At 65.1% G+C, this 20,368-nt stretch carries 21 protein-coding genes; 14 read left to right on the top strand and 7 right to left on the bottom strand.

What is annotated here, in order from left to right; genetic code table 11:
* The 6 genes from mobA to ACYVB7_RS09040 all read left to right on the top strand — a co-directional run bounded on the left by mobA (position 1) and on the right by ACYVB7_RS09040 (position 7,994).
* A complete protein-coding gene (gene mobA, locus ACYVB7_RS09065) occupies positions 1–1,701 on the top strand; it encodes a molybdenum cofactor guanylyltransferase MobA (protein ID WP_460506580.1) in 1,701 nt (566 codons plus the stop codon).
* A 51-nt stretch (positions 1,702–1,752) separates the two neighbouring features.
* Complete coding sequence (locus ACYVB7_RS09060; protein WP_460506578.1) at positions 1,753–2,853, top strand: 3-deoxy-7-phosphoheptulonate synthase; 1,101 nt, start codon at positions 1,753–1,755, stop codon at positions 2,851–2,853.
* A gap of 164 nt (positions 2,854–3,017) precedes the next feature.
* Positions 3,018–3,662, top strand: coding sequence for an ABC transporter ATP-binding protein (locus tag ACYVB7_RS09055; protein WP_460506576.1), 645 nt, complete (start codon positions 3,018–3,020; stop codon positions 3,660–3,662).
* A gap of 15 nt (positions 3,663–3,677) precedes the next feature.
* Positions 3,678–6,050 carry an ABC transporter permease gene (locus ACYVB7_RS09050; RefSeq protein WP_460506574.1) on the top strand — a complete coding sequence of 791 codons (2,373 nt, stop codon included), beginning with the start codon at positions 3,678–3,680 and terminating at the stop codon, positions 6,048–6,050.
* A gap of 1 nt (position 6,051) precedes the next feature.
* On the top strand, positions 6,052–7,209 hold the full coding sequence (locus tag ACYVB7_RS09045; RefSeq protein WP_460506571.1) for an efflux RND transporter periplasmic adaptor subunit: 1,158 nt from the start codon (positions 6,052–6,054) through the stop codon (positions 7,207–7,209).
* A gap of 197 nt (positions 7,210–7,406) precedes the next feature.
* Positions 7,407–7,994 carry a hypothetical protein gene (locus ACYVB7_RS09040; RefSeq protein ID WP_460506569.1) on the top strand — a complete coding sequence of 196 codons (588 nt, stop codon included), beginning with the start codon at positions 7,407–7,409 and terminating at the stop codon, positions 7,992–7,994.
* A 137-nt stretch (positions 7,995–8,131) separates the two neighbouring features.
* Here the strand turns inward: ACYVB7_RS09040 and ACYVB7_RS09035 are convergent, their stop codons facing one another.
* Positions 8,132–9,103 (bottom strand): IS481 family transposase, encoded by a 972-nt coding sequence (locus ACYVB7_RS09035; RefSeq protein WP_460506567.1) that lies wholly within the window; start codon positions 9,101–9,103, stop codon positions 8,132–8,134.
* A 138-nt stretch (positions 9,104–9,241) separates the two neighbouring features.
* On the opposite strand from ACYVB7_RS09035, the gene ACYVB7_RS09030 reads away from it, so the two are divergent.
* From ACYVB7_RS09030 to ACYVB7_RS09010, 5 genes are all read left to right on the top strand, one after another.
* Positions 9,242–10,237, top strand: a complete 996-nt coding sequence (locus ACYVB7_RS09030) for a YiiX/YebB-like N1pC/P60 family cysteine hydrolase (protein WP_460506565.1) — start codon at positions 9,242–9,244, stop codon at positions 10,235–10,237.
* A gap of 83 nt (positions 10,238–10,320) precedes the next feature.
* Positions 10,321–10,950, top strand: coding sequence for a DUF1294 domain-containing protein (locus ACYVB7_RS09025; protein WP_460506562.1), 630 nt, complete (start codon positions 10,321–10,323; stop codon positions 10,948–10,950).
* Positions 10,951–11,095: 145 nt separating this feature from the next.
* Positions 11,096–11,458 carry a BRO family protein gene (locus tag ACYVB7_RS09020; protein ID WP_460506559.1) on the top strand — a complete coding sequence of 121 codons (363 nt, stop codon included), beginning with the start codon at positions 11,096–11,098 and terminating at the stop codon, positions 11,456–11,458.
* Positions 11,455–11,760, top strand: coding sequence for a hypothetical protein (locus ACYVB7_RS09015; RefSeq protein WP_460506556.1), 306 nt, complete (start codon positions 11,455–11,457; stop codon positions 11,758–11,760). Before ACYVB7_RS09020 ends, ACYVB7_RS09015 begins: the two co-directional genes overlap by 4 nt.
* 317 nt (positions 11,761–12,077) lie before the next feature.
* The gene (locus ACYVB7_RS09010; RefSeq protein ID WP_460506554.1) at positions 12,078–12,548 is read left to right on the top strand and encodes an FKBP-type peptidyl-prolyl cis-trans isomerase; all 471 of its coding nucleotides are present in this window, start codon (positions 12,078–12,080) and stop codon (positions 12,546–12,548) included.
* A 192-nt stretch (positions 12,549–12,740) separates the two neighbouring features.
* Here the strand turns inward: ACYVB7_RS09010 and ACYVB7_RS09005 are convergent, their stop codons facing one another.
* A complete protein-coding gene (locus ACYVB7_RS09005; RefSeq protein ID WP_460506552.1) occupies positions 12,741–13,682 on the bottom strand; it encodes a PALP domain-containing protein in 942 nt (313 codons plus the stop codon).
* 5 nt (positions 13,683–13,687) lie between these two features.
* Positions 13,688–14,563: a formate dehydrogenase accessory sulfurtransferase FdhD gene (gene fdhD / locus ACYVB7_RS09000; protein ID WP_460506549.1), complete on the bottom strand. Its 876-nt coding sequence runs from the start codon at positions 14,561–14,563 to the stop codon at positions 13,688–13,690.
* 59 nt (positions 14,564–14,622) lie between these two features.
* On the opposite strand from fdhD, the gene ACYVB7_RS08995 reads away from it, so the two are divergent.
* Positions 14,623–15,192 carry a TlpA family protein disulfide reductase gene (locus ACYVB7_RS08995; protein ID WP_460506546.1) on the top strand — a complete coding sequence of 190 codons (570 nt, stop codon included), beginning with the start codon at positions 14,623–14,625 and terminating at the stop codon, positions 15,190–15,192.
* 25 nt (positions 15,193–15,217) lie between these two features.
* Complete coding sequence (locus tag ACYVB7_RS08990) at positions 15,218–16,327, top strand: transglutaminase-like domain-containing protein (protein ID WP_460506544.1); 1,110 nt, start codon at positions 15,218–15,220, stop codon at positions 16,325–16,327.
* A 55-nt stretch (positions 16,328–16,382) separates the two neighbouring features.
* Here ACYVB7_RS08990 and minE read toward each other — a convergent pair whose 3' ends face one another.
* The 3 genes from minE to minC are packed head-to-tail and all read right to left on the bottom strand — an operon-like array spanning position 16,383 to position 18,324.
* Positions 16,383–16,643 carry a cell division topological specificity factor MinE gene (gene minE, locus ACYVB7_RS08985; RefSeq protein ID WP_460506542.1) on the bottom strand — a complete coding sequence of 87 codons (261 nt, stop codon included), beginning with the start codon at positions 16,641–16,643 and terminating at the stop codon, positions 16,383–16,385.
* Positions 16,644–16,646: 3 nt separating this feature from the next.
* Positions 16,647–17,462: a septum site-determining protein MinD gene (gene minD, locus ACYVB7_RS08980; RefSeq protein WP_460506540.1), complete on the bottom strand. Its 816-nt coding sequence runs from the start codon at positions 17,460–17,462 to the stop codon at positions 16,647–16,649.
* A gap of 55 nt (positions 17,463–17,517) precedes the next feature.
* Complete coding sequence (gene minC, locus ACYVB7_RS08975; protein ID WP_460506538.1) at positions 17,518–18,324, bottom strand: septum site-determining protein MinC; 807 nt, start codon at positions 18,322–18,324, stop codon at positions 17,518–17,520.
* A gap of 63 nt (positions 18,325–18,387) precedes the next feature.
* On the opposite strand from minC, the gene ACYVB7_RS08970 reads away from it, so the two are divergent.
* Entirely contained in the window at positions 18,388–19,680 is a 1,293-nt protein-coding gene (locus tag ACYVB7_RS08970) for an amidohydrolase family protein (protein ID WP_460506535.1), read from the top strand.
* 18 nt (positions 19,681–19,698) lie between these two features.
* On the opposite strand, the gene ACYVB7_RS08965 is transcribed toward ACYVB7_RS08970, so the two are convergent.
* Positions 19,699–20,220, bottom strand: coding sequence for a Spy/CpxP family protein refolding chaperone (locus ACYVB7_RS08965; RefSeq protein ID WP_460506533.1), 522 nt, complete (start codon positions 20,218–20,220; stop codon positions 19,699–19,701).
* Positions 20,221–20,368: the final 148 nt, after the last annotated feature.

The following is a 20,368-nucleotide window of genomic DNA, read 5'->3' as shown; positions in this document are numbered from 1 at the left end:
ATGCACAACATCGCCATCAAGCCCGTGTGGACCATTCAGAACACCACGGGGCAAAGCCTGTCACCGCGGCTGATCGAGTTGCTGGTCAGCGTGCAACGCACCGGCAGCCTGCAAGCGGCCTGCCAGGCGCTGGACATGTCGTACCGCCATGGGTGGGACCTGGTGCGCCAGGCCGAAGCCCTGTTCGGCGCACCGCTGCTGGTCATGGCCCGTGGCAAGGGCTCCAGCCTGACCCCACTGGGCGACAAGCTGGTGTGGGCCGACCACCGCATTGCCGCACGGCTCAACCCCATCCTGGACACGCTGGCCTCGGAGCTGTCGGCCGAAATCAACCGGGCGTTGGCCCTGCCTGCGCAGCCCTTGCGCATCCACGCCAGCCATGGGTTTTCCATCGAAAAGCTCATCGACACCCTCACCCGCAACGGCCATGCGGTGGAGCGCCGCTACGGCAGCAGCATTGCCGCGGTGGCGGCCCTGCACGACGGCCAGTGCGACGTGTGCGGCCTGCACCTGCCCACCGGCCCCTTGCAGGCCCCGGCGCTGGCGCACTACGCCCCGTGGCTGGGCGGGGACGACTGGTGCGTGATCGACATCGCCACGCGCCGCCAGGGCCTGATGGTGGCCCCCGGCAACCCCAAGAAGATTTACGACCTGCACGACCTGCTGCGCGACGACGTGCACTTCATCAACCGGCCCGGCGACTCGGGCACGCGCCACCTGCTGCACCTGATGCTGGCCAGCGAACAGGTCCCCGAACACCGCATCAAAGGCTTCGAGCAGAGCGAGGCCACCCACTCGGCAGTGGCCACCTGTGTGGCCAGCGGCATGGCCGACGTGGGCTTTGGCCTGGAAACCCCGGCCCGGCAGTTCGGCCTGGACTTCATCCCCCTGGCCAAAGAGCGCTACTTCCTGCTGTGCCGCACCCCCACCCTGGCCCAGCCCGCTGTGCAGGCGCTGGTGGACATCCTGCACAGCCAGGCCTTCCAGCAGGCGGTCAACACCCTGCCCGGCTACGACCCGCGCCACGCGGGCACCGTCACGCCGCTGGCCCAGGCGTTTGCAAGCCCCTCAGCCCCCATCGGCGGCGCGGCCATCCCCCGCACCGACATCACCGGCCTGTTGCTGGCCGGGGGCCTGGGGCGGCGCATGGGCGGGCAGGACAAGGGCCTGGTGGTGTTTGACGGCCAGCCCATGGCCCACCGTGTGCTGGCGCGGCTGCGGCCCCAGGTGGGGCCACTGCTCATCAACGCCAACCGCAACCTCGACCAATGGCAGGCCCTGGGCGTGCCCGTGGTCAGCGACGTGGTGGGCGGCTTTTCGGGGCCGCTGGCGGGCCTGCACGCGGGCTTGACCGCCTGCACCACGCCCTGGCTGGTCAGCGCCCCGTGCGACAGCCCCTTCCTGCCCACCGACCTGGTGGACCGGCTGGCCGACGCGGCCATGCGCCACCAGGCCGACGTGGCCGTGGCACGCTGCGACGGCCAGTTGCACCCGGTGTTTGCGCTGCTGCGCGCCACGCTGCACACCTCGCTGGCGCAGCAGCTGGCGCAGGGAAATTTCAAGATCCAGGCCTGGCTGGACCGCGTGAACACGGTGGTGGTGAATTTCCCCGACCCCCACGCCTTCGCCAACATCAACACCCCCGAAGAGCTGGACAGCCTGCGCCCGGCACCACCCGACACGGCACTACCAAAACAATAGCTGTTCACGCTTTTAAAATAAGCGCGAGAGCCCACTTTTCCTTAAAACACCATGCCCGCCCACGTCCCCCGCACCCCGCCCCTGAGCACCCACGACACCACCCGCATTGACGACGTTCGCATCGGCGCGGTGCGCCCCCTGGTCACCCCCGCCCTGCTGCAAGAGTGGCTGCCGGTGCCCGACGCCGCGCAGGCGCTGGTCGAATCCAGCCGCGCCGCCATCAGCCGCGTGCTGCACGGCCTGGACGACCGGCTGCTGGTGGTGGTGGGCCCCTGCTCCATCCACGACCACGACCAGGCCATCGAATACGCCCGCCGCCTCAAGGCCGAGGCCGACAAGCACCAGGGCGAGCTGCTGGTGGTCATGCGCACCTATTTCGAAAAACCCCGCACCACCGTGGGCTGGAAGGGCTACATCAACGACCCCCACCTGGACGGCAGCTTTGCCATCAACGAAGGGCTGGAGCTGGCCCGCCAACTGCTGCTGGACGTGCTGGCCCTGGGCCTGCCCGTGGGCACCGAATTCCTGGACCTGCTGTCCCCCCAGTTCATTGCCGACTTGGTGAGCTGGGGCGCCATCGGCGCACGCACCACCGAGAGCCAGAGCCACCGCCAACTGGCCAGCGGCCTGAGCTGCCCGGTGGGCTTCAAGAACGGCACCGACGGTGGCGTGAAGGTGGCCGCCGACGCCATCGTGGCCGCGCAATCGGGCCACGCCTTCCTGGGCCTGAACAAGATGGGCACCGCCGCCATTTTTGAAACCCGCGGCAACCCCGACTGCCACGTCATCCTGCGCGGCGGCAAGGCCCCCAACTACAGCGCCGCCGACGTGCAGGCCGCCTGCCAGCTGCTGGAGTCCAACACGCTGCGGCCCCAGGTCATGATCGACCTGTCGCACGCCAACAGCAGCAAGCAGCACCGCCGCCAGATCGACGTGGCCGCCGACGTGGCCGCACAAATCACGGCGGGCGAGCGGCGCATCACCGGCGTGATGATCGAAAGCCACATCAACGAAGGCCGCCAGGACATCGTGGCCAGCCAGCCCTTGGCCCACGGCGTGAGCGTGACCGACGCCTGCATCAGTTTCGAGCAAACGGTGCCCGTGCTCGACGGGCTGGCCGCGGCGGTGAAGGCCCGCCGCCACCATGCATGAAAATGCAAATTTGATAGCATAAAAACCATGCAAATCAAGCGGAGGATGTCATTTTTTCTGAGAATTCCGACACACAAACTCCGCTGACCCCTCCGCCCGAGCCCGCAGCCCCCCTGCTGCGCATCCAGCAGCTGACCAAGGTCTACGGCAGCGGACCCAGCGCGGTGCATGCGCTGCGGGGCATCGACCTCACGCTGCTGCGCGGCGAGGTGGTGGTGTTGCTGGGGCCGTCGGGCTCGGGCAAGTCCACCCTGCTCAACATCCTGGGCGGGTTGGATGCGGCCACATCGGGCAGCGTGCATTGGGGTGACGTGGACATCTGCACCCTGCGCCCCAACGCCCTCACGCAGTACCGGCGCGACAAGGTCGGTTTTGTGTTCCAGTTCTACAACCTCATCCCCAGCCTGACCGCACGCGAGAACATCGACGTGGTGGCCGAGCTGAGCCCCGGTGCGTTGAGCGCCGACGAGGTGCTGGGCCTGGTGGGGCTGGCCGCGCGGGCTTCGCACTTTCCGTCCGAGCTGTCGGGTGGCGAGCAGCAGCGTGTGGCCATTGCCCGTGCCCTGGTCAAGCGCCCCCCGCTGTTGCTGTGCGACGAACCCACCGGCGCGTTGGACCTGCACACCGGCATCCTCACGCTGCAAGCGCTGCTGGACGCCAACCGGCGCTTTGGCACCACGCTGCTGATCGTGACGCACAACGTCGACATCGCCCGCATCGCCGACCGGGTGATCCACTTTGCCGACGGGGCCATCCGCTCCATTGAGCGCAACGCCCAGCGGCAGGACCCGGCCCAACTGCACTGGTGAGCCCCACCCCCGACCATGACGCCACTGCACCGCAAACTGTTCCGCGACCTGTGGCGCATGAAGTCCCAGGCGGTGGCGGTGGCGCTGGTGCTGGCCTGCGGCATTGGCATGCTGGTCATGTCGGTGGGCATGCAAGGTTCGCTGGAGCGTGCCCGCGACCGCTACTACCTGAACAACGGCATGGCCGACGTGCAGGCCCAGGCCGTGCGTGCGCCCCGCCGCCTGGGGGCCGAGGTGGCCACCTGGCCGGGGGTGCGCGCCTTCGAGCTGCGGGCCGTGGGCCAGGCCCGCATCCAGCTGCCCGGCGTCAGCGACCCGCTGGCCGCACAACTGGTGTCGCTGCCCGACGACCGGCTGCCCGCCGTCAACACCCCGCTGCTGGTGGCCGGGCGCTGGCCCGAGCGCTTGGCCGAAGGCGAGGCCGTGGTGAACGAAGCCTTTGCCCAGGCCAACGGGCTGGTGCCGGGCAGCCGGTTGGACGTGATCATCAAAGGCCAGCGCCAGCGGCTGCACCTGGTGGGCGTGGGCAACTCGCCCGAATTCGTGTTTGTCAGCGCCCCGGGCGAGCCCTTTCCGCAGCCCGCGCGCTTTGGCGTGTTGTGGATGCGCCAGGGCCAGGTGGAGCGGGCGCTGGACCTGCATGGCGCCTTCAACGACGTGGTGCTGACCCTGTCCGACCCCCGCCAAGACGCGACCGTGCGCCAGGCGCTGCAGACGCGGCTGGCCGCTTACGGCGGGATGGAGCCGTTCGGGCGTGAACGCATGGTGTCGGCCCGGTTCCTCAGCGAAGAGCTGGCCCAGCTGGGCAACATGGCCACCACGCTGCCCCCCATCTTCCTGGCGGTGGCGGCCTTTCTGCTGAACGTGACGCTGTCACGGCTGGTGGCCACCGAGCGCGCCAACATCGGGCTGCTCAAGGCCTTTGGCCACAGCAATGTGGCCGTGGCCCGCCACCATGCCGACATGGCGCTGCTGCTGGGCGGGCTGGGCCTGCTGTTCGGGCTGGGGCTGGGCCAGGCCTTCGGGCAGTGGATGTCCAGCATCTACCGCGCGGTGTACCGGCTGCCGTCGTTGCCCTTCCAGACCGATGCCACCACCTGGGCCCTGGCCGTGGGCGTGGCCCTGGCGGCGGCGCTGGCCGGGGCGTTGTCGGCGGTGGCGCAGGCCGTGCGGCTGACGCCGGCCGCTGCGCTGGCCCCACCCTCGCCACCGCATTTCCGCAGCCGCGCGCCCGGTCAGGGGCGGTGGCCCAACCCACTGAACGGGCTGGACCCGCTGACCCGCATCATCCTGCGGCGGGTGGTCAGCTCGCCCCGGCGTTCGCTGAGCACCTTGGTGGGCGTGTCGCTGGCCCTGTCGGTGCTGGTGGTGTCGCAGCATTTCCCGGCAGGCATTGAACGCTTCTTGGAAGTGACCTTCCGCGTGGCCAAGACGCAGGACGCCACCCTGACCCTCACCGAGGCGCAGGGCCCCGCGGCCCTTCACGCGCTGGCGCACCTGCCCGGCGTGCAGGCGGTGGAGCCGTTCCGGGCGGTGGGGGTGAGCTACCGGTTGGGCCCGCACACGGTGCAGGACGCGCTGATGGGCCTGCCCGAACAGCCCCGGCTGGAACGGCTGGTGCAGACCGGCTCGCAACCCGTCACCCTGCGCGGCGACGGGCTGGTGGCCTCGCGCGGGCTGGCCCGGCAGTTGCACGCCCAGGTGGGCGATGTGGTGCACGTGCAGGTCACGCAGGGGCGGCGGCAGGCGGTGGACCTGACCATCGTGCAGATTGCCGACCTGTGGGTGGGCTCCAGCGGCTACATGGAGCAACAGGCCCTGGGCCGGCTGCTGCAGGAGCCCAACCGCTTTTCCGGCGCACACGTGCGCCTCCAGCCCGGCAGCGAAGAGGCGTTCAACGCCGCCGTCAACCGCAGCCCGGCGCTGGCCGGGGTGAGCCACGTGCGCCAGGCCGAGGCGTCCATGCGCCAGACCTTCTCGCAGGGCTCGGGCTTCATGTCCACGCTGTTCCTGAGCTTTGCCGGCATCATGGCCGCGGGGGTGGCCTATGCCACCGCCAGCGTGACGCTGGCCGAGCAATTGCGCGACCTGGCCACGCTGCAGGTGCTGGGCTACACGCGCTGGCAGGCGTCGTACGTGATGCTGGGCGAACTGGCCCTGCTGGCCCTGCTGTCCCTGCCCCTGGGCCTGTGGCTGGGCTATGGTTTTGCCAGCTGGCTGATGGCCACCATGAGCAACGAGCTGTTCACCTTCCCCATGGTGGTGGACCCGGCGGCCTATGCCCGGTCGGCCCTGTTCGTGCTGGCGGCCGTCCTGCTGTCGGCCGCCTGGGTGCGCCGCGGGGTGGACCACATCGACCTGGTGGCCAGCCTGAAATCGAGAGAGTGACATGACCCACACACAAAGAAGCATGGCCCTGTGGGCCGCACTGGGTGGCACGCTGGTGGCTGCCGCCGCCTGGGGGCTGTGGCCCCGCCCCATGACGCTGGACGTGGTGCACCCCCACCGCGACACCCTGCGCGTGCAGCTCACCGACCAGGGCACCACCCGCGTGCGCGACCTGTACACCGTCAGCGCCCCCACCTCGGGCCTGCTGGAACGCCTCAACCTGGAGGCGGGCGATGCCGTCACCGCCGGGCAAACGCTGGCCAGCCTGCGCGCCGCCCTGCCCGTGCCGCTGGACCCCCGCCGCCAGGCCGAAACCAAAGCCGCCGAAGCCGCCGCCCGCGCCCGGCTGGACGAAGCCCAACTGCGCACCCGCCAAGCCCTGAGCGAGCTGGAACGCCAGCAAAAGCTGGCCGCGCAGCAAATGGTGTCGGACAGCGCCCTGACCGCCGCCCGCTCCGCCTGGGCCGAAGCCAGCGCCCGCCAAGCCGCGGCCCAGGCCGACTGGGCCGCCGCACAGGCCACCAACCAAAGCGGATGGGTGGCACCGGGGCGGCAGGCCCTGGCCATCAAGGCCCCCGTGGGTGGCATGGTGCTGCGCACCCTGGTGCGCAGCGAAACCAGCGTGGCCGCGGGCACCCCGCTGCTGGAGCTGGGCGACCTGTCCACCCTGGAGGTGGTGGCCGAATTCATCTCGGAAGACGCCGTGCAAATGGCCCCTGGCGCACCCGCCAGCATCGAAAACTGGGGCGGCCCACCCGTGCCCGCCAAGGTGCTGCGCGTGGAGCCGCTGGGCGAACGCAAGGTGTCGGCCCTGGGCGTGGAAGAACAGCGGGTGAAAGTGGTGCTGAGCCTGCAAAACCCACCCAAAGCCCTGGGCCACGGCTACCGGGTGGATGCCCGCGTGACCGTGCTGGAACGCCCCAACGCCCTGCTGCTGCCGGTGGAGTCCCTCACCCGCACAGCCGAGGGCTGGCGCGCCTGGGTGCTGGAACAAGGCCAGGCCCAACCCCGCACCGTGACCGTGGGCGACAGCGACGGCCAGCACCGTGTGGTGACTGAGGGGTTGAGTGAAAGCGACGCGGTGGTGCTGCGGCCACCGACGGGATTGGTGGCGGGGCAGAGGGTGAAGGCGGAGGCTGCGGCAACGGTGGGGAAGTGAGCGGTGGTGCCCGTTGGAGATGGGCAGAATGAGGGGCGGGGTTTGCGGGGGAATTTATCCGGGGTGGGGAATGGATGAATTGACCGCAGGCTGTTGATTTGAAATAAATTTCAGGAGGAAATGTGATCAGAATACTTTGCAGTGTTTGTTTGATTCCGCAGGGTTTGCGGGATGCATTAAATTAGGAGCCAGAACATATGCCTACAGAACTCGATAAATTTGAACTGACCTGGTATATGCAAGAAATCTGCATGCATGGATTAGGAGCGCGCATCGAATACAGTCATCTCGTTTCCACTCTTGAAAATCCTGATACCCGTCAAACACGCATAGTGTGGTTTCACCTCACATCTTTTCTATCGCACGCAGCGATGATCTCAAAATACTTGTCGCCAATCAAAAACAATGAGGTCGCACTCGCACGAAAGAATGTGCTTAGAGAAATCCTCGGAATTGCCGCTGATTCAGAAGTATTACCAAGAGACACGAGAGACAATGTCGAACATTTTGACGAACGAATAGACAATTGGGTTGGAAGCGAAAACCAAAACATACTTGAAATCGTCCTTCCAGATCGGGCTGGTTACCACTTCATGCGCGTGGACGAAAAGCGAGTAAAGCGAGTACTAATTTTGGATGAATTTGTTTTCGTATCTGAGAAAAGAGATGCGACCAAGTTTGAACTCCCGCTTCACCCCCTACACCAAGAAGTCAGTCGTATCGAATTAGAGGCTGAAAAGTGGATCAGAAAAAAATCTCCATATCATTTCATTTTCCCCCGCTGATGTTTGCTAACCATTCCGTCGAGAGGGATGTCCCAAAGCTGCGCGTTAGGTTTCATTTGCACATGGTTCCGGCCACCCCTCACGTCAAACGTTAGTATTTCTAACACAAACCGTTCAACAATCGATGATGATATTGCTTATGTGTCACATCCCGGACGATCATAAGGACGCTTATGAAAGAGATGAGGATGAGAAGCGTACCAGTCTTTCATGGTCTGCATCGGCGTTTTGCTCTTGAGGGCTGACTGGGGTAATTGATGGTTGTACAAGGCCACATACCGCATCAACGTCTGCCCCATGTCCTCGGCGCTGTTGAAGCGGTGGGTCTTGAGGACATCCGCAATGCGGCCATTGAAGCGCTCCACCATACCGTTGGTTTTGGGCGTTCTGGGTTTGGTCAGTCGGTGTTCAATGCCCAGCGCCTGGCACAGCTGATCAAACTCGTGCTCCCCGCTGGGTTCACGCTCTTTGCTGGCAAACAAGCGGTCGGTGAACTCCTTGCCGTTGTCCGTCAGCAGCTTTTGGATCTTGATCGGACACGCCTTGTGCAATGCCTTCAAAAAGCTGCTGGCACTGCGAGCACTCTTGTCGGACCTGATCTGCACAAACACCCAGCGCGTGGCGCGGTCGATGGCCACAAACAGGTAGCTGCGCTTTTGCTCATCGGCCATCTGCGGCAGGTACTTCACATCCATGTGCAAGTAGCCCGGCTCATAGGCTTTGAACACCTTGTGTGGCTCTTTGGGGGTGGCGGGCTTCAAGTCATGCAAGTTGCCCACACCGTGGCGGCGCAAGCACCTGTCCAGGCCAGAGCGGGAGACATCGGCACACAGAAATTCACGTGTCACGGCCAGCAGGTCATCCAGGGGCAGAAACAGGGTTTTGCGCAACTCGACCACGATGGCTTCCTGTGCCGGGCTCAGCGTGGTTTGCAGTCGATCCGCAGTGTGGGATTTGTCCGCAAAGCTGTCACGCTTTTTCCATTTGTAGATGATGGCCTCGGTCACACCATAGCGGGCGGCCAGCACGCAGGCTCGCTCGGTGCTGGCGGCAATCTCTGCGCGAACTGCGGGCGTGGTGCGTGCGTTCTTGTGCAGCTTGATGTTCATGACTTCGAACCCCCGGAAGCTTTGAGTTGCTCAATCAACCCCGCCATGACCTCGCGGGCCATGAACAATGGGTAGCGCTTTTCATCAATACAATGATCCGGGACTCTACACTTATGAAATGCATAAAGAAGGCAATCAATGGACTTCAAAGAAGTTACTAGAAATGCCGCTGCAGCGGAAATTTTTTCCGTAATGGCATCTGAGGAAAAGAGCAAACAGGCTATCGATGAAATTCGATCAATGTCAGACACTGACATCGAATTTATGGGGAAACTGAGTAATGTGCCCGATGCCCAGTTACCTCTTTTTCGCATGATTGTGCGCGGAGAGAAAAATCCACTCTTTGAAAAGCTTGAGGGATTCGAGCATGAATTGAAGACTGGTGATCTCATCTTGGTAACCGGCAAAACGACCTCATCCAAGGCGCTCGTGGCTTCACAGAAACCGTTCTATTTCAAAGCAAAGTCGAGTCATGTCGCCGTGGTGCACGCCGACTTTATTTGCGTCGATGCAATGCCAGAACTAGGTGTATCCAATCGACTTGTCTCAGAAGTTTTGGCTGATGTCGAGGATCACTGGCGAGTCATTCGATTTGACAAGCTCACTCAAACACAAGTCGAACCCTTGCAGCAGCGATGTGCTCACTACATTGCGCAGCCATACAAGATCACTTTGAAGAGAAAAAGGGGCAAGGACTATTCTTATTGCTCTGAATTGGCGCGCAAGGTCTTCGAGGACTGTGCAATTTCTAATACAGGAATACCGCAGCATATTGTTGTGAAGCCCTGTGACTTTGACCGGATTGCTGACGGCGGCGAAGGGTGGACTGATGTCACTGAGAAATTAAGACCATACATCGAATTCGCCATTGAGTACGCCCCGTTGCTAAAGGTCATCTCTAAGCTCTTCATTGATGGATTGAAGCTGAATAGAGCCCGTTACGAGCAGCGTCGCAATTTTCTGAGAATAATTGAAGCGGCTGAAAAGAAAGGAAAGATGAGTCCCGAAAAGTCAGCGGAATTGACCGCGAAGATTCGAGAGATTGAGGAATCTATGCACTTCACTTTTTGGGACTTTCGGAAATTCGGAGCGAACACTACAAACGCAAAAGTACCTCCAGCACAGTCGGCCTAATGTCATCTACATGGGGAGGCAACCCCCGCCATGGGCAACAGAGTGCCTTCTCTCCCCAGCCCAACCGTTGCGTTGATCCCACCATGCCATTCACAGGCACCATCCAATCCTGGCAAGACGACCGGGGCTTTGGCTTCATTGAGCCCGCGCAAGGCGGGCAGGCCGTCTTTGTCCACATCAAATCGTTCACATCGCGCGGTGGCAGCAGGCCACAGGTTGGCCAGCGGGTCACGTTTGAAGTCGAGCTGAACGCCCAGGGCAAGAAGCGGGCGAAGAACGTGGCTGTGGTCAGCGCCGCAGCCGCCACCTCCGCAGCGCCGCGTCAGCGGCGGGCTGCCAACTCCCCGGCGCAGTGGGGCACGGCCAGCCTGTTTGCCCTGCCTGCTTTCCTGCTGGTTTACCTGGCGGTGGCCGCCATCTGGCGTGTGCCGGGCTGGGTGGCGGCGCTGTATGGGGGTGCCAGCGTGGTGTGTGCGCTGGTCTATGCCATCGACAAGTCGGCTGCCGTGGCCGGGCGGTGGCGGGTGTCGGAAAGCACGCTGCACACGCTGAGTCTGGTGGGCGGGTGGCCGGGCGCACTGGTCGCGCAGCAGGTGCTGCACCACAAGTCGAACAAGGCGTCGTTCCGGGCGATGTTCTGGGCAACGGTGGTGGCCAACGTGGCGGGCTTTGTCGCCATCCATTCGCCGTTGGCTGCGGGTTGGCGGGTTTGACAGCGGGTGTGGTGGCGGTGGCCGCACGTATTTGAGAACAAAAATAAGCTTCCTCGCTTGCGTTACAAGAACAGTTTGCTATAACTTATTTATCATATAACCACGCCACACAGGAGGAACCCACATGAAAACAGAACAGGTGCAGATGCTGACCGAGACCTTTGAAGGCCATGCCCAGCAAACCGATGGCGGTGTGGATTACTGGCTGGCGCGTGATGTGCAACACCTGTTGGGCTATGCAGAGTGGCGCAACTTTGGGCTGGTGGTCAGCAAAGCAAAAACCGCTTGTGAGGTGAGTGGCCACCGGGTTGGAGACCATTTTGTTGACGTCAACAAAATGGTTCAACTGGGCTCAGGCAGCCAGCGCGACATCGACGACATCATGCTCACGCGCTACGCCTGCTACCTCATCGCCCAAAACGGCGACCCGCGCAAGCCCGAGATCGCGTTTGCCCAAATCGCAGCAAAGGCGACCAAGCCCTGTTTGGCAAAAGCACCCAGGCCATGAAAGCCCAATGGAAGGTGCCCGAAAGCCGCCCGCTGGCCGACTTTGCCCCCACCATCCTGCTCAAGGCCAAAGACTTCGCCACGGAAATCACCATCTTCAATGCCCGCCAACATCAAATGGACAGCGAGCGCGCCATCTCCAGCGAGCACATCACCAACAACCAGGCCGTGCGCAACACCCTGCTGCAACGGGGCATACGCCCCGAAAGCCTGCCGCCCGCAGAAGACGTGAAGAAAGTGGAGCGCCGGATTCAGTCAGACGACAAAAAAGCCCTCAACAAACCCGACACGCTGGACCACTGACAAAGAAAGCGCCAGCGCCGAGGCGCGGCCAACCGACAGGCCACATCAGCAGGGCTTTGTCGCCATCCATTCGCTGTGGGCTGTGGGCTGTGGGCTGGCGGGTTTGACAGCCGGTTTTGTGACGGCGGTTGTGCACATTTGAGAACAAAAACCGACGTCCCCGCTTGATGGTCAAGAACAGCTTGCCATAGATTAAATTTGATAGCAAACAACCATTGCCAATCATGCGCGGAACTCATTTTTTCTTTGCATTCCCGTCGAGCCGCTGACCGCTTCACCGACAATGCCCGCCTTTGCAGCACGGACGCCACCCGCACATGAACATCACCAAAGACGCCGCCGTCACCATCAGCTACAAGGTGACCTCGCCCCAAGGCAAACCGCTGGACCATGGCGACATGGCCTACCTCCACGGGGGTTATGAAAACATCTTCCCCAAGGTGGAAGCCGCGCTCGACGGCCAGGCCGTGGGTTACAGCACCACGTTGCAACTGTCGGTGGAAGACGCTTTTGGCCCCCGCGACGAGGGCCTGGTGTGCACCATCCCCAAAAGCGAGTTCCCGCCCGGCGTGAAGGTGGGTGGCCAATTGCAGGGCATGGGCAGCGACGGTCAGCCCGCCGTGTTCAATGTGGTCAAGATCAAGGGCCCCACGGTGCACCTGGACGGCAACCACCCCCTGGCGGGCCAGGCGCTGACGTTCAGCTGCAAGGTCATGGCCGTGCGTGCGGCCAGCGCCGAGGAAATTGCACACCAGCATGTGCACGGGGTGCACGGGCACCAGCACTGAGGCCTGCGCGAACACTCACCCTGCCGCATGCTTGGCGGCGGGTGCACAGGCATGCGGCACAGCGCTTGCAAAAGGTGGCCCATGCCGGACGCGGGGCCCTCTGCGGCCTTCTACCCGAAGCTGAAATCTCAAGCCATCAAAATTGATAGCGCACTTTTCAATCAGAAAAAGCGCTAAAAGCAGTTTTCTTCATCAACCCTGCACCGCTCCACGCGGCGCGGCGGCCCACAGGTCGGTCGCCGTGGCGGTGACGCCGCCACACACCACCACCAGCACGCGCCGGGCCTGGGGCAGCACGGTGGGCAGCGCCTCCAACGCAGCCAGGGCCGCGCCACAGGCGGGCTCGACCACCAGGCGCTGGTCGTCCATGAACTGCACACACGCGGCCAGGGCCTGCGCGTCGCTCACCACGGCGGGGTGAATGGCGTGGCGAGTGGTCCAGGCCCAGGCCTGTTCACACACCTGCCGGGCACCCAATGTGGTGGCCACGCTGGTGATGGCGGGCAAAGTCACCCGCTGCCCTGCGGCCACGGCCTGCGCCAGCGAATCCGCGCCCCGGGTTTCGGCGGCCAGCACGGGCACCCCCGCCCAACCGTTGCGGTGCAAACCCTGCACCACGCCACACAACAGGCCGCCACCGCCCACCGACAACAGCACGGCGTCGGGCTCGAACCCGGTGGCCGCACGGGCCTGGGCCACCTCGTCCACCAGCGTGGCATGGCCCTCCCACAGCAGCGGATCGTCAAAGGGGTGGATGAAGGCGTCGGCCTCGCCCACCATGGACTGGGCCAGCTCGTTGGCCTCGTGCCACGACGCGCCATGCACCGTCAGGCGGGCACCGTGCAGCGTTATCAGCTCGCGGGCGCGGGCCGAGGTGGTCTGGGGCACCACCACCTCCACCGGCAGCCCCAGGCTGCGGCCCGCACAGGCCACGGCAATGCCGGCGTTGCCGCCGGACGAGGAAATGAAGCGCTTCGCTCCACGCCGGGCGTGGGTTTCGCACGCCAGGCCCACGCCCCGCAGCTTGAACGAGCCCGAGGGCTGCAAGGCCTCCAGCTTGAGCCACACCTCCAGGCCGGTGCGGGCCGACAAGGCCAGGGAAGGGATGAGCGGGGTGGCAATGTGCAGGGGCATGGGGGTCAGACGTAACGTTGGGCATGGGAGGGGCGACACAGGCCCCACAACTGCATGCGGGATTCCTGCGCCAGCTGGACGGCCAGGCTGGTGGGGGCGGAAATGGTGGCCAGCAGCGGAATGGACATGCGGGCGCATTTGCGCACCAGCTCGAAGCTGGTGCGGCTGGTGATGACCACAAACCCCGGCTCGCCCAGCCGACCGTCCAGCGCCAGCTGGCCCACCAGTTTGTCCAGCGCATTGTGGCGGCCCACGTCTTCGCGGACCAGGCGCAGCTGGCCCTCGGGGCTCACCCAGCCGGCGGCGTGCAGCGACCCCACCCGGGCATTGAGCGGCTGCTGCGCGGCCAGCCCTTCAAACGCCCGGAACACCGCGGCGGCGGCCACCGTCGCCAGCCAGTCGGGGGTGGGCATGGCGGGCGGGTGCAGGTCCAGCGCCTGCAGGCTGTCGATGCCGCACACGCCGCAACCGGTTCGGCCCTCCAGGGAGCGGCGGCGGTCTTTGAGGCGGTGGAAGCGCTCGGGCGAAATGTCGAGGTGCACGCTGCACGCCTGCTGGGCCGTGCAGTCCAGCGGGGCCTGCACCTCCAGGTCGCGCAGCTCGGAGGGGTGTTCCACAATGCCCTCGGTCAGCGCAAAACCCACGGCCATGGCGGCGAGGTCGGCGGGGGTGGCCATCATCACCGCGTGTGAAATGCCGTTGAACACCAGGGCCACGGGCACCTCGGCGGCCACCTCGTCGTCGCGGGGTTCGGGCTGGGGCCGGTCATGGCCCTGGCTCTTGTGCCAGCGGGTCACCGCGGTGGGGACCAGCGGCGGCAGCGTCGCGGGGTCGGCGGCGGTCAAAAACGTTGCTCGAGAGCCGCGATCAGGATGAGGCATGCTCGGAAGTTATCAGAATCGCCACCCCGACCCACCCTCCATGACCCAAGCCCCCTCCCATGGCACCCCCCTGGCCTGAACCCGACCTGACCCCACCCCGCCGCCGACGCGACGTGTTGCGGTCTGCCCTCTCCGTCGCGCTGTGCTGCGGCACGGGGCTGCCCGCCTTCGCCACCCCAGGCCCCCAACCCGTGCCCTGGCCCCGCCACCGCCCCACGCCCGCCCTGGCGCTGCCCAGCTGGGGCGGCAGTTCGTGGAGCCTGGCCCAAGCCAAGCGACAGGTGGTGCTGCTCAACTTCTGGGCCAGCTGGTGCCAGCCGTGCCGCGCCGAAATGCCGTCCATGGAGCTGCTGGCCCAACGGCATGCCGACCAGAGTTTTCAGGTGGTGGCGGTCAACTTCCGGGAAACCGATGGCGCGATCCAGCGCTTCATCGACGAAACCGGGTTGGACCTGCCCATCCTGCGCGACCGCGACGGGGCCGCGGCCAAGGCCTTCGGGGTGCGCGTGTTCCCCAGCACCATCGTCATCGGTCGCGATGGCCAAGCCGTTTTTTCCGTGACGGGTGAAGTCGACTGGACGGGGACCGACGCCCGCCGGTGGCTGGCCCCCGTGTTGTCCGCCCACTGACCTCTTTTTCCCAAAGGACTTTTCCATGCAACACCCCTTCCAACGCCGACGCCTGCTCCAAGCCGGTTTGGCCGCTGCCCTGCCCATGGCCCTGCCGCTGGGCGCACACGCGCAAGAGCGCCGTTTTGCCCCTCAAGCCAGTGCCTGGCGTCGCTTCGAGCTGACCACCACCGTGCAGGTGGCCGAACCCCAGGGCACCACCCAGCTGTGGCTGCCCGTGCCCGACCTGGACACCGACTGGCAACGCAGCGTGGACCACAGCTGGCAGGGCAACGCCACCCGGGCCAAGCTGGTGGCCGACCCCCGCCAAGGCGTGCGCATGCTGCACGCCGAGTTCGCCCCCGGTGTCACCGCGCCCACGATCAGCCTGACCAGCGTGGTGGAGACCCGCAACCGCAGCATCGACTGGCAGGCCAAGACCGCCGCCCAGGAAGACCCTGCCGTGCTCAAGGCGGAACTGAGCGCCACCGAGCTGCAGCCCGTGGACGGCATCGTGCGCCAGACGGCGCTGGCCGCCACCCGGGGAGCCCGCACCGACGTGCAAAAGGTCCGCGCCCTGTACGACTGGGTGATTGCCAACGCCCATCGCGAACCCAAGACCCGCGGCTGCGGCACCGGCGACATCAAGGCCATGCTGGAAACCGGCAACCTGAGCGGCAAATGCGCTGACCTGAACGCCTTGTTCGTGGGCCTGTGCCGCGCCGTGGGTGTGCCCGCCCGCGACGTGTACGGCATCCGCGTGGCCCCATCGGCCTTTGGCTACAAGGAGCTGGGGGCCAACAGCGCCAGCCTGAAGGGTGCCCAGCATTGCCGCGCCGAGGTCCACCTGGCCGGACACGGCTGGGTGGCCATGGACCCGGCGGACGTGCTCAAGGTCATGCGCCAGGAAACGGCGGAGTGGATCAAGGACCCCCGCCACAGCGTGGTGGCCCCGGTCAACGCCGGGCTGTTCGGCCACTGGGAAGGCAACTGGGTGGGCTGGAACACGGCGCACGACATCCGCCTGCCCGGCAGCGCAGCCGCGTCCACCCTGCCGTTCCTGATGTACCCCAACGGCGAAAGCGCCAGCGGTCAGTTCGACTCGCTCTCGCCCGACACCTTCAAGTACACCATTGCGGCGCGGGAAGTGGCCTGAGAACTCACAAATTCATAGCAAATTTTGCTGATGAATCAAGCGGCGGGGCAGCTTTTTATTTGCTGTCCGGCAGCTCGATCTTCACCTCCAGCACTTCCAGGTTGTCCTGGCGTTCGAGCTGGACCTTGATGTCGTCCGGGTTGATCTTGATGTACTTGCTGATCACGGCCACCAGGTCGCGCTGCAGCGCGGGCAGGTAGTCGGGTTCGGCGGCGTTGCGGCCCGAGCGCTCGTGCGCCAGGATGATTTGCAGCCGCTCCTTGGCGACGCTGGCGGTCTTCTTCTTTTCGCCAATCAAAAATGACAAGAAGGACATGGCTCAGCGTCCTCCGAACAGGCGCTTGAAGAAGCCGGGCTTTTCAGCGTCGATGAAGCGCAGGGGCTTTTCTTCCCCCAGGAAGCGGGCCACCACGTCCTTGTAGGCCTCGGACACGTCGGTGCCCTCCAGGTGCACGGCGGGCGTGCCCTGGTTGGACGCTTGCAGCACGCTTTCGCTTTCGGGGACGACACCAATGAGCTTGATGCGCAGGATGTCCTGGATGTCTTCCAGCGACAGCATGTGCCCGTCCTGCACGCGCCCCGGGTTGTAACGGGTGATGAGCAGGTGCTCTTTCACCGGTTCGGCCCCTTCAATGGCACGCTTGGTCTTGCTGCCCAGCATGCCCAAAATGCGGTCGGAGTCGCGCACGCTGGACACCTCGGGGTTGGTGACCACCAAGGCCTCGTCGGCGTAGTGCATGGCCATCAGCGCACCGGTTTCGATGCCCGCGGGCGAGTCGCACACGATGTAATCAAAGCCCATGCCCGCCAAGTCGGCCAGCACCTTTTCCACGCCCTCTTGCGTGAGGGCGTCCTTGTCGCGCGTCTGGCTGGCGGCCAGCACGAACAGGTTGTCGCACTGCTTGTCCTTGATGAGGGCCTGGTTCAGGTTGGCCTCGCCGTGGATGACATTGATCAGGTCGTACACCACGCGGCGTTCGCAACCCATGATCAGGTCGAGGTTGCGCAGGCCCACGTCAAAGTCGATGACCGCCGTCTTGAAGCCGCGCAGCGCCAAGCCCGACGCGAAACTGGCGCTGGTGGTGGTTTTGCCCACGCCGCCCTTGCCTGATGTGACCACCACGATTTTTGCCATGACTGTTTGTCCTCGTTCAATGAAGAGATGTTGGGAGAGGTGAAAGCGCTGGGACTCAGGCTTTCAGGGGGTCCATGACCAGCTTGTCGCCGTCAGGACCGCTGTGGAGTCGGATGACCGCGGCTTGGCCCGCCACGTTGGCGGGCAAGGGCACCTCACTGGTGCGGTAGACCCCGGCAATGGACACCAGTTCGGCCTCCAGCGCCAGCGTGAAGATGCGGGCCGACGCATCGCCCCGCGCCCCGGCAATGGCCTTGCCACGCAACGGGGCGTACACATGGATGTTGCCATCGGCAATCACCTCGGCCCCGGGGTTGACCATGGCCAGCACCACCAGATCGCGCCCACGGGCGTACACCTGCTGGCCCGAGCGCAAGGGCTTGTCCACCACCAGCGCCCCCAGGGGTGCCGGGGCCACCGGGACGGGCTCTGGCGTCGGTTCGGGGGCAGGGGCCTGCACGGGAGCGGGTGCGGCAGGCTCGGGCACCACAGGCTGCGTGGCGGCCTTGGCCAGCACCACGTCCTGCGCCACCACCAGCCCGGCACGCACCGCGGCCTCGGTCTGCGCCGGGCTGCCGCCGCGCACAGCCATGGGACACAGGCGCGAGCGGCGCAGCAGCGTCAACAGCTCGGCAAACGGGGGCAGGGCCGCGGGCTCGTGGGCCAGCGGAGACAGGTCGATGACCAGTGGGTCCTGGTCGAAAAACTCGGGATCGTCCCCGTACTGGGCCTGCCACTCCTGTTGGAGCACGGCCATGTCGGTGGACTTGAGCAGCAGGGACACCAGCGACAGCTGGGCACTCTTGAGCTCGAAAGAGCCCGGCTTGCCGGAGGGCGCAGCAGACTTGTTGGCGGCAGACATGCGCTGGAAAAGACCCCTGTGGAAAGGGGAAATCTTAACAGTGGCCTGTCTAAACTGTATGGCATGCTCGACCTGCTGATCCACAACGCCCACCTGCCCGACGGACGCACCGGCATGGGTGTGGCCGTGAAAAACGGCGTCATCACCGACATCGCGCCCGGCCTCTCACCCGCCGTGGCCCCCGCCGCCGAGTGTGTGGACGCCGACGGTTGCCTGCTGACCCCACCGTTTGTGGACGCCCATTTCCACATGGACGCCACGCTGAGTCACGGCCTGCCCCGCGTCAACCAAAGCGGCACGCTGCTGGAGGGCATTGCGCTGTGGGGTGAACTCAAACCCCTGCTGACCCAAGAGGCGCTGGTGGAACGTGCCCTGGCCTATTGCGACTGGGCGGTGGCGCAGGGCCTGCTGGCGGTGCGTTCCCATGTGGATGTGTGTGACCCGCGCTTGTTGGCCGTGGAAGCCCTGCTGCACGTCAAGAAACAAGTGGCTCCTTACCTGGACCTGCAGCTGGTGGCCTTTCCGCAAGACGGCGTGCTGCGCTCCCCCGGCGCGCTGGACTTGCTCCAACGCGCCATGGCCCTGGGTGTGGACGTGGTGGGTGGCATCCCCCACTTCGAGCGCACCATGGCCGATGGCGCCGAAAGCGTGCGCCTGCTGTGCGAACTGGCCGCCGAACGGGGCACGCCGGTGGACATGCACTGCGACGAGTCGGACGACCCGCATTCCCGCCATGTGGAAACCCTGGCCTTCCACACCCAGCGCCTGGGCCTGCACGGGCGGGTGACGGGTTCGCACCTCACGTCCATGCACAGCATGGACAACTACTACGTGAGCAAACTCATTCCGCTGATGGCCGAAGCCGGGCTGAACGTGGTGGCCAACCCGCTCATCAACATCACCCTGCAAGGGCGGCACGACAGCTACCCCAAACGCCGCGGCATGACCCGCGTGCCCGAGCTGATGGCCGCCGGGCTGACCGTGGCCTTTGGCCACGACTGTGTACTGGACCCCTGGTACAGCCTGGGCCAGGCCGACATGCTGGACGCCGCCCACATGGGCCTGCACGTGGCGCAAATGACCGGGCAGGCCGCCATGCGCCAGTGTTTCGAGGCCGTCACCATCAACCCGGCACGCATCCTGGGGTTGGACCATTGGGGCCTGGAGCCCAGCAAAGACGCCACCTTTGTGCTGCTGCAGGCGGCCGACCCGGTGGAGGCCATTCGCCTGCGTGCCCCCCGGCTGCGGGTCTACCGCCAAGGGCGCTGCCTGGCCCACAGCGAGCCCCGGCGTGTGGCGCTGAACCTGCCAGGGCGGCCCGACGCCACCGATTTGCGCTTTCGCCGCCCCGGCTGATCCAGCGGGTCGGACCCATCAGCCCTGGCGGCCCATCATCGGGCCGTGGCCACCATGGCCGTGCTTGCCGCCGGGGCCCATGTTGGCGTGTTCGGCGTCAAACACCTTTTGCTGCTCGGGTGTCAGGGCCGAGTAGAACGTCATGACGGCGCTCATGCGCTTGGTCATTTCAGCATCGCGATCGGCCTTCAGGGCCTGCATCTTTTCCATGCGCTGGGGCGTGGTCAGCTTGGCCATTTCAGCCGGGTCGGGCCGCTTGGGGCCTTGGGCCGGGGGTTGCATGGCGGTGGTGAACTGGGTCCAGGCCCCTTCCTGTTCGGGGGTGAGCTTGAGCTTGGCCTTCAGGGCCGCCTGGCGTTGCGCCATGCGCTCTTTCATGCGCTCGGCCATCTTGCCTTGCATCTGCTCGGCTCGCGGGCCTTGGCCCATGCCGTCGGGCATGCCATCGCAATTGCCGCCGCGGGCCAGGGCAAAAGTGGATGCTCCGGCCACGCACAGCACGGCAGAAGCAGTCAGCAGGCGTCGGGTCAGCGTGTTCATGGTGTGTTCCTTTCAACTGAAACATGGGCAGGTTCGGCTGCCTCCGTTGCCGCTGGGTTCACAGTGAACCGTGGGCATGGAAAGGAGTGTGGAAGCGGCGTGTAAGCCCCGCGTGCCGCCTGTGTGAGGCTGTGTAAAGTTTTTGCGC

The sequence above is a fragment of the Hydrogenophaga soli genome (assembly GCF_054777695.1).
The sequence above is the reverse complement of the archived record's forward strand: the minus strand, read 5'-3'. Positions and strand labels throughout refer to the sequence as shown.

Bases quoted from the DNA above. Each gene is read 5' to 3' on its own strand.
- minC (WP_460506538.1), bottom strand. From the start codon at position 18,324: ATGTCTGCCGCCAACAAGTCTGCTGCGCCCTCCGGCAAGCCGGGCTCT.
- ACYVB7_RS09010 (WP_460506554.1), top strand. From the start codon at position 12,078: ATGAACATCACCAAAGACGCCGCCGTCACCATCAGCTACAAGGTGACC.
- ACYVB7_RS08965 (WP_460506533.1), bottom strand. From the start codon at position 20,220: ATGAACACGCTGACCCGACGCCTGCTGACTGCTTCTGCCGTGCTGTGC.
- ACYVB7_RS09035 (WP_460506567.1), bottom strand. From the start codon at position 9,103: ATGAACATCAAGCTGCACAAGAACGCACGCACCACGCCCGCAGTTCGC.
- ACYVB7_RS09045 (WP_460506571.1), top strand. From the start codon at position 6,052: ATGACCCACACACAAAGAAGCATGGCCCTGTGGGCCGCACTGGGTGGC.
- ACYVB7_RS08995 (WP_460506546.1), top strand. From the start codon at position 14,623: ATGGCACCCCCCTGGCCTGAACCCGACCTGACCCCACCCCGCCGCCGA.
- ACYVB7_RS09050 (WP_460506574.1), top strand. From the start codon at position 3,678: ATGACGCCACTGCACCGCAAACTGTTCCGCGACCTGTGGCGCATGAAG.
- fdhD (WP_460506549.1), bottom strand. From the start codon at position 14,563: ATGCCTCATCCTGATCGCGGCTCTCGAGCAACGTTTTTGACCGCCGCC.
- ACYVB7_RS09030 (WP_460506565.1), top strand. From the start codon at position 9,242: ATGGACTTCAAAGAAGTTACTAGAAATGCCGCTGCAGCGGAAATTTTT.
- ACYVB7_RS09015 (WP_460506556.1), top strand. From the start codon at position 11,455: ATGAAAGCCCAATGGAAGGTGCCCGAAAGCCGCCCGCTGGCCGACTTT.
- ACYVB7_RS09025 (WP_460506562.1), top strand. From the start codon at position 10,321: ATGCCATTCACAGGCACCATCCAATCCTGGCAAGACGACCGGGGCTTT.
- ACYVB7_RS08990 (WP_460506544.1), top strand. From the start codon at position 15,218: ATGCAACACCCCTTCCAACGCCGACGCCTGCTCCAAGCCGGTTTGGCC.
- ACYVB7_RS09005 (WP_460506552.1), bottom strand. From the start codon at position 13,682: ATGCCCCTGCACATTGCCACCCCGCTCATCCCTTCCCTGGCCTTGTCG.
- mobA (WP_460506580.1), top strand. From the start codon at position 1: ATGCACAACATCGCCATCAAGCCCGTGTGGACCATTCAGAACACCACG.
- ACYVB7_RS09040 (WP_460506569.1), top strand. From the start codon at position 7,407: ATGCCTACAGAACTCGATAAATTTGAACTGACCTGGTATATGCAAGAA.
- minE (WP_460506542.1), bottom strand. From the start codon at position 16,643: ATGTCCTTCTTGTCATTTTTGATTGGCGAAAAGAAGAAGACCGCCAGC.
- minD (WP_460506540.1), bottom strand. From the start codon at position 17,462: ATGGCAAAAATCGTGGTGGTCACATCAGGCAAGGGCGGCGTGGGCAAA.
- ACYVB7_RS09020 (WP_460506559.1), top strand. From the start codon at position 11,096: ATGCTGACCGAGACCTTTGAAGGCCATGCCCAGCAAACCGATGGCGGT.
- ACYVB7_RS08970 (WP_460506535.1), top strand. From the start codon at position 18,388: ATGCTCGACCTGCTGATCCACAACGCCCACCTGCCCGACGGACGCACC.
- ACYVB7_RS09060 (WP_460506578.1), top strand. From the start codon at position 1,753: ATGCCCGCCCACGTCCCCCGCACCCCGCCCCTGAGCACCCACGACACC.